The sequence below is a fragment of the Psychrobacter sp. FME13 genome (assembly GCF_014861395.1).
Taxonomy (GTDB): domain Bacteria; phylum Pseudomonadota; class Gammaproteobacteria; order Pseudomonadales; family Moraxellaceae; genus Psychrobacter.
Window position 1 is genome coordinate 1 of record NZ_RRYV01000166.1, and the last position, 6,868, is coordinate 6,868.

The 6,868-nt window shown below is 37.0% G+C and carries 8 protein-coding genes and 1 tRNA gene; 5 read left to right on the forward strand and 4 right to left on the reverse strand.

The annotated features are described in order from the left end of the window. Positions 1-163 precede the first annotated feature (163 nt). From EI164_RS13780 to EI164_RS13795, 4 genes are all read right to left on the reverse strand, one after another. Positions 164-565 (reverse strand): hypothetical protein, encoded by a 402-nt coding sequence (locus EI164_RS13780; protein ID WP_192520503.1) that lies wholly within the window; start codon positions 563-565, stop codon positions 164-166. A 223-nt stretch (positions 566-788) separates the two neighbouring features. Next, a complete protein-coding gene (locus EI164_RS13785) occupies positions 789-1,148 on the reverse strand; it encodes a SirB2 family protein (RefSeq protein ID WP_192520504.1) in 360 nt (119 codons plus the stop codon). Positions 1,149-1,273: 125 nt separating this feature from the next. After that, a complete protein-coding gene (locus tag EI164_RS13790) occupies positions 1,274-1,597 on the reverse strand; it encodes a BolA family protein (RefSeq protein WP_192520505.1) in 324 nt (107 codons plus the stop codon). Between the two features lie 361 nt (positions 1,598-1,958). Beyond that, positions 1,959-2,771: a M48 family metallopeptidase gene (locus EI164_RS13795; RefSeq protein WP_192520506.1), complete on the reverse strand. Its 813-nt coding sequence runs from the start codon at positions 2,769-2,771 to the stop codon at positions 1,959-1,961. A gap of 616 nt (positions 2,772-3,387) precedes the next feature. Here EI164_RS13795 and EI164_RS13800 point away from each other — a divergent pair. From EI164_RS13800 to EI164_RS13820, 5 genes are all read left to right on the forward strand, one after another. Then, positions 3,388-3,462: transfer RNA gene (locus EI164_RS13800), tRNA-Gly, on the forward strand. 757 nt (positions 3,463-4,219) lie between these two features. Beyond that, positions 4,220-4,579 carry a hypothetical protein gene (locus EI164_RS13805; protein WP_192520507.1) on the forward strand — a complete coding sequence of 120 codons (360 nt, stop codon included), beginning with the start codon at positions 4,220-4,222 and terminating at the stop codon, positions 4,577-4,579. 290 nt (positions 4,580-4,869) lie between these two features. After that, entirely contained in the window at positions 4,870-5,613 is a 744-nt protein-coding gene (locus EI164_RS13810) for a BLUF domain-containing protein (protein WP_192520508.1), read from the forward strand. 4 nt (positions 5,614-5,617) lie between these two features. Beyond that, a complete protein-coding gene (locus EI164_RS13815; RefSeq protein ID WP_192520509.1) occupies positions 5,618-6,151 on the forward strand; it encodes a GTP-binding protein in 534 nt (177 codons plus the stop codon). A 14-nt stretch (positions 6,152-6,165) separates the two neighbouring features. Then, positions 6,166-6,564: a roadblock/LC7 domain-containing protein gene (locus tag EI164_RS13820; protein WP_192520510.1), complete on the forward strand. Its 399-nt coding sequence runs from the start codon at positions 6,166-6,168 to the stop codon at positions 6,562-6,564. Positions 6,565-6,868: the final 304 nt, after the last annotated feature.

The following is a 6,868-nucleotide window of genomic DNA, read 5'->3' on the forward strand; positions in this document are numbered from 1 at the left end:
CATGTAAGAAGTCCTTTTTGCTTAAGTGGTCTTGGTAAACTTACTTTAGCAACTTTGGACTTCTTTTTTTATCTTTTTTTTGAGCCCTTATCCCGAATTGGGGTTAGTGATGATAATATAAGGCTAAGTTCAATGTGAACCATCAGTGATACTACTTTGAATATTACTCGCCATAAATCTTGATACCATCGACAAAGTCACAGTTTTGAAGACGGGCAGATTGCACAATCGCATCACGCTCACCGTAGAGACGCGATAATTTTGCATCGCGTGCTTTGGTGTTTTCGCTTTTACCCAAACCAAAGCTGATGTTAGGAGAAATGCCCCAACTACCTGCCGAGACACCGATACCCACACCAGTACTAGATAGAGTTGATTGCTCATTAAGTGCCGCATCTACATAACGATTGACACGAGCATATTCTTGGTTAAGTGCTTGGCAGTCGTAGCTTTGATAAGTGCTTGGTGGCACATACTGCGGCGTTACATTGCCAGTAGAAGCACAGCCTGAGAGCCCGAAAATGCCAGTAATCGCAAGTAGTGTCGCTGTCGCAAGAGTTTTCATCGTAGTTCCATGAGGCTAAATGGTTGTAGTTATATTCATTTAAGATAGCAAAGATAACATAATTAAGATATTGAAAGTATATCGACTATCATATATAGGGCGCATTGAATATTCACAAATAGCACTCTTCAGTGCCATGGTCGAATGCTCAACACGCGTCAAATGCTTTTAGCAGTATAGCTGTTTTTAAAAACATAGAGCATGTCGTCATGCTAAAGAGCTATTAAAATAAGTTACCAGGTTTTGCAAAGGCAAGTACTATAATACCTAGATATGCGATACCAGCAATGAGAATACCTGCTTTCTGTTGATTGGGTGTGGAGTGATTCTTAAAAGCTTTTACACTAGAGCTAATAGCTGCAAAAAGTAAAATTATTTTGGCGAACACCCACTGTACAGGCGCATTAACACTCATTAGCTGCATTAGCATGACAGCCCCTGATACAATCAAAAAGGCATAGAGCATATGAGAGATTATCTTAACTGGACGTGGTGCTCGTCTATTCGCGCTTAATACCAAATAACTTTGATATAAGAATAGCACAACGATCAGCAAGGCTATGAGCATATGTAAATGTTTCATTGAATATCGTTTTCCTTAAAGTGGCATGTTCTTAGCTGGTTTATAGAATTCAATTATCGTCTAAAAAATGTTGCTCAAATAGTGTCTGTTGAACGTTCAACAGACACTAATATCTATTTAGTTTTTTATTGTTTATTTTGTCCGGCACATGATGGGCTATTAGGACTTTGTCCTTGCCACTCGATTGGTGTATAGGCATGGATAGCCAATGCATGTACTTGACCACCTTGTGATGTTAGCAGTGAATTAACTCGTTCATATACGAGCTGATGGCGTGCGACTAATCGTTTACCTTCAAAAGCATCACTGACAATAGTGAGCTTAAAATGGCTTTCTTTGCCGTCAAAATAGCCAGCATGATCCATTGATTCATTTATCAGTTCTAAATGTTTTGGCTGTAAAGATTGTAGCTCGGTATTGAGCGAATCAGCGATTGGTGTGGTACTCATAGCTGTCCTTTTATATATTTTACTTAGAGTGTGACCTCACTTTTAGATGAGTGAGATAATTATCGATTAAGTTGAGGAAATGCCCTAATAGCCATTAGTATTATGTGAATAATATATTGTATGTATTATAGCAGACGTCGTTATTTGAACAGTGGGCTATTAATTTGCATACCTTGCGGTCATGTTCAATCATTACTTGAGTCGAGTTGCTACAAAATATGGTAATAAGCAACAAGGTTTTTGAGTATTATCATATTTTGTTAAAAAACAAAAAGAGCAGGGCGCAACACATAGGTGCACTCTGCTCTTATAGCGTAATCCATATAGACTCAGTGTACAGAGTCTACAATGACATAATAAATTAACGACGTGCCTTTTCATATAGCGGCATCACTTTAGGCATTAGTGACTGCAGTTGAGAAATACGATTGCTACTAGATGGGTGAGTGCTTAAAAATTGTGGTGGCTCACCTTCGCTTGCCTTCTGCATTTTTTGCCACAAGCTAACGGCTGCTTGAGGGTTGTAACCTGCACGTGCCATCAGCTCAAGACCAATTTGATCGGCTTCAGACTCTTGAGTGCGGCTATGAGGTAGGCTTAAACCTAAATTACCAGCAGTACCTGCTAACTCAGTTTGTCCTTGTGATAAGCCGAATATACTGGCAGCCACACCGATACTTGTTTGTGTTGCGTATTCACGAGAAAGGCGCTCACGTGAGTGCTCTCGTAGTGCATGTGACATCTCATGTCCCATAATCGCGGCAATCTCATCATCAGTTAGGCTCAAGCGATCAATAATCCCTGAATAAAACATAATCTTACCACCAGGTACCACAAAAGCATTTAGCTCATCGGATTTGATGGTATGTACTTCCCAATCCCACGCTGCCGCATCTGTGCGGTAGACACCAACCTGACCAATCAAACGATTGGCAATAATTTTTAGGCGATTGAGTTGTGCAGAGTCGGTATCTAGTACGCCACTCGACTTGGCTTCTTGTATCGTATTAGCATAGCTTTGTGCTGACAATTCTAAAACTTGCTCACTAGAAACTAATAACAGCTGCTGACGATCAACTCCAATGGTACCTGTATTAGTTGTGCTAGTACAACCGGCTAAAGTCAATGTTGATAATGATACTGCCATGACGGTAGTAGTCAGTAGTTTTTTCATAAAAACATCCTCGCTGTAAATGATAAAAGGAAAAGTTGAACAAAGTATGGGGAGGTAGCATAAGTCGAAAGTCAGTTAATTATCGATAATTGGCTAACATATGTTGTTTTGCCTCAATTATAAAAAATCACCTGAACTGTTATTAGGGCGTGTCTTAGTTTGTAGCTTATTTAGATGATTAGCGAGCGAATTTAAGACACAAGCTCCATCTAAGTATAATAATGTGAATGCAGCAAAACCAATGTAGAAAAAGTAACAATACAAGGTATGATTGTAAGCAAAACAGCCATGTATAAGCATGAAATTAGGAGAAAGACGTAATATTTATGCCTTGTTCTCTTCAAAAACAGAATCAAGTGATGGCGATACATGTTATTTAGTACTTTTTTGATTAGATAGTCTTAGACTACTTTTATTACCGTAAAATTATTTTTACTCTCTTACGGTAGGTATTTGTCATTAAATCAAATACTTAGTTGATATTATATAGTAAGAAAATAACGTTGGTAAATTTATTAGAAATAAATACTGAAAAAGGTGTTGACACACTCAGAATTTTTGCTAAAATAGCCATCCTATCGAGACGTAGTAGTTAACTATTATAACTTGATAATTAGCGGGAATAGCTCAGTGGTAGAGCATAACCTTGCCAAGGTTGGGGTCGAGAGTTCGAATCTCTTTTCCCGCTCCAAATTCTAAAAAGCCTCACTTAACAGTGAGGCTTTTTTTTGTGCATGAAATATTAAAAATAACTAGAGCATGTTGAGTATGCGACCATGGTTCTTCTAATGGCTATAGTTGCTTCAATACATAGGAGGGTTAAGATACCTGTCCCGCCACTATAAAAGTACGACTGCTTTAGCCTCGCTTTAAACATTAAATATATCTTTATATTTGGTTGTCTTGTACTACCTCTAAATTGAACCGACATATCTTGAACTGTCTATGGCTATCCTAGCTTATTTATTCTATGATTTTTCTGTTATATAACGCTGTTCTTTGGTTTTATAAGAATGACTGTTGGCCATCTTTTGGAACAAAAAAATAGTGATGATTAATGATAGCGTTTCTTGAATAAAAATAGTTATTAGTAGCAATAATTATTTAAGTTCTTTTGCGACTTCTTGGGTATTTCTATTTCTCTGCATCTCGTATTATTGATTTGATGATGAAAGCCTCTAATAAATATGTTTTTAGTGTTAATATATGTGTATAATAAAATCTACTAAGTAATGTTAAGTTTTGTAATAAGTGTGATGTATGGCTTATCTTAAAAAGCATGCTTAGTTATTTATGACTTTATTATGACCGGTATTTTTCAAATTTAGATTTATCTAAAAAGAAGTAATAAGTGGAACTGGTTAACTATAAATCAAATTTAGTTTAGTATTAAACTATTGCAACAGCATTACTTTACTGAACAACAACTAAGTTAATAGGGGAAAAAAATGTCAAATATCAATGATTGTTTACAGGATTTAATGACGCTTGATGGCGCTATGGGCGCTTGTATTGTTGATTACATGTCAGGCATGGTGCTTGGTATGACTGGTGGCGGTGTTGACCTAGAGCTTGCCGCAGCAGGTAATGCTCAAGTCGTAAAAGCAAAAGTTGCTACCATGAAGTCGCTTGGTATCACAGGTGAAATTGAAGATATGTTAATCACTTTAGAGTCTCAGATTCATATCATTCGTCCTACACATAACCACGAAGATTTGTTTATTTATTTGATACTTGATAAATCAAAAGCCAACCTTGCACTAGCACGCCGTAAAGTACAAACAGTAGACACTAAAATAGAAATATAATTTGATTTTTTATATTTGGATAATCGAATTTTTTAATCCAAATGCTCTTGTTACTTTTGCTTTTCTGAAAAGCACAAGTAGCAAGATTATATTTGTTATCTAAATATGTTATATAACGAATATAATCTTTTTATATATAGTCAGTTTAATATAATTTGAATACCTAAAAGCCAGTTCAAGCGTGATAAATAGCAAACTGCGCAAGGCTAAAATTGTATCAGCTTTATATAGGATTGGCTGTATGACGATGATCTAGCTAACCCTTAGATGCCTTATTAAATGGTGATAAAATGAAATGTATTGCATACGTTAGTAGAGCACCTATCTGTAGATCGCTTATCAGTAATAATAGTGTACGTATGCCTACTGGATTATCAGACATCATTAGTGCCTCTAGTAAGCATAACCCAAAAGCGCAAATTACTGGAATCATCTCTTACCGTGAGGGCCAGTATTTTCAAATACTAGAAGGGTCTGATTTGGAAATAGACACATTGATGGCTAAGATAGCAGCTGATCCTAGACACGAAGATCTTTGGGTCTTTTTAAACGAAAGCATTACTGAGCGTATCTTTCCTAATTGGAGCGTTAGTGTCTTCAATTTTGTGGATAAAGGTGTTTTCTTTGATAATTTTATAGAGAGCAATAGAGCAGTTTTCAATATCTTTGATGAACAGCAGAAAGACCGTATTCAGCCTTTTATTGACATAAAAAAGATTGATGCGGTTCCTGATCAATATTATCAAGGTAAGAATTTAAGGTTGATAGCTTGGCCTGATCTGAATAATGAAAGTAATCCTCAAATGATCATGAGCCTATGTATAAAGCTGACCAAAAAACCTTATCCTTTCAATTTTTTAGTGGATAGTGGTGAGTTTGGAACATACCAGCAAGTCACACAGATCGTCAGAGAGTTTGAGCGATCAGGTATACTAAGCGTCACTGAAGGAGAAGCATTAGAAGAGAAAGTGGTCAGCAAGAAAAAACCTAGTAAGTTTTACGGTGCGATCAAAAAATTCTTAGGAATGAGGTAAAAAATTGAATTATCAAAAGCTAGCTATCATTGGTGAAGTGGGCGCCGGAAAAACTCAGTTGGTCAACACATTAAGTGAGATCAATCCTATCGAAACAGAAGCAGAATCTAGTATCGATATCGGTAAGAAATACACCACGGTAGGCATTGATTATGGGCGTATCACCTTATCAGATGAAATGGCCTTGGGTATCTATGGGGTGCCAGGTCAAGAGCGTTTTTCTTTTTTATGGGAGTTTGTCAACCAGTCTTTATGGGGCTTACTCATTTTAATTAAGTATGGCGAGACACCAGACTACGCCAACATAGATAAACTGTTAAAGTTTTTTGCACCAGAAAAAAACCAGACCACTTGTATTGTCGGTATTACTCACAGTGAAGATGCTGATAAAGATAAGCTTGCAACGTTGGGTCAAGAAATAAGAATTATGCTAATGCAGCATAACGTGGTAGCGCCAGTGATCAATACCGATCCTAGAAGTAGAGAATCGGCTGTATCTCTTTTATCACTATTCAATACTCTTAACAACCAAGACTAATGTTGGATATGACTATGCCAAATGAAAAATCACCAGCGAAACTTGCGCTGTTACATCACATCAAAACCTTGTGCGATGCCAATAGAGAAATTATGCTGGTCAGCCTATGTACGACAGATGGCTTTCCTATCAGTTGTTTTTCCGTCAGTGAACTGAGCAATCAAGCGGATAAATTTGCGGCAATGAGTAGTACGTTATCGTCACTGAGTGACTCGTCTGCGAATCAAATGAAGCAAGGACAGTGTGATATTACTATCGTTGAAGCGACCTCTGGGAATATATTATTCGTAAAAACGGACTATATTGGAAAACCTTGTGTCTTGACGCTTGTGGCGCATAATAAGATGGCCTTGGCCGAAGCAAGATATAAAACTAAAAAACTGATCGGAGAGATATCTGCTATCACAGAGTAGGTAGGGTACTCAGGACAATTTAGTATAGCGCGCTTTACGTGCCAAATAAAAAGCACCACTCAACTAATGGTTGGGTGGTGCTTTTTTTTCGTGGTTTAGATGTTGATGCTAGGTATAACTAGAGCATGTTCTTATTTTGAAAATAGTGATAAAAAATGGCAGCCAAATAAGGAGGGCTGTACAAATAATATTCAGATATTAGTAAGTTATTCGATGCAGAATTGCAACGTTTAACCTATTTAAAATTTAGGTGGTGTTCTAAAAAGTATGCTGGCATCAGACGTAGCCATAATTGATGTAAAAG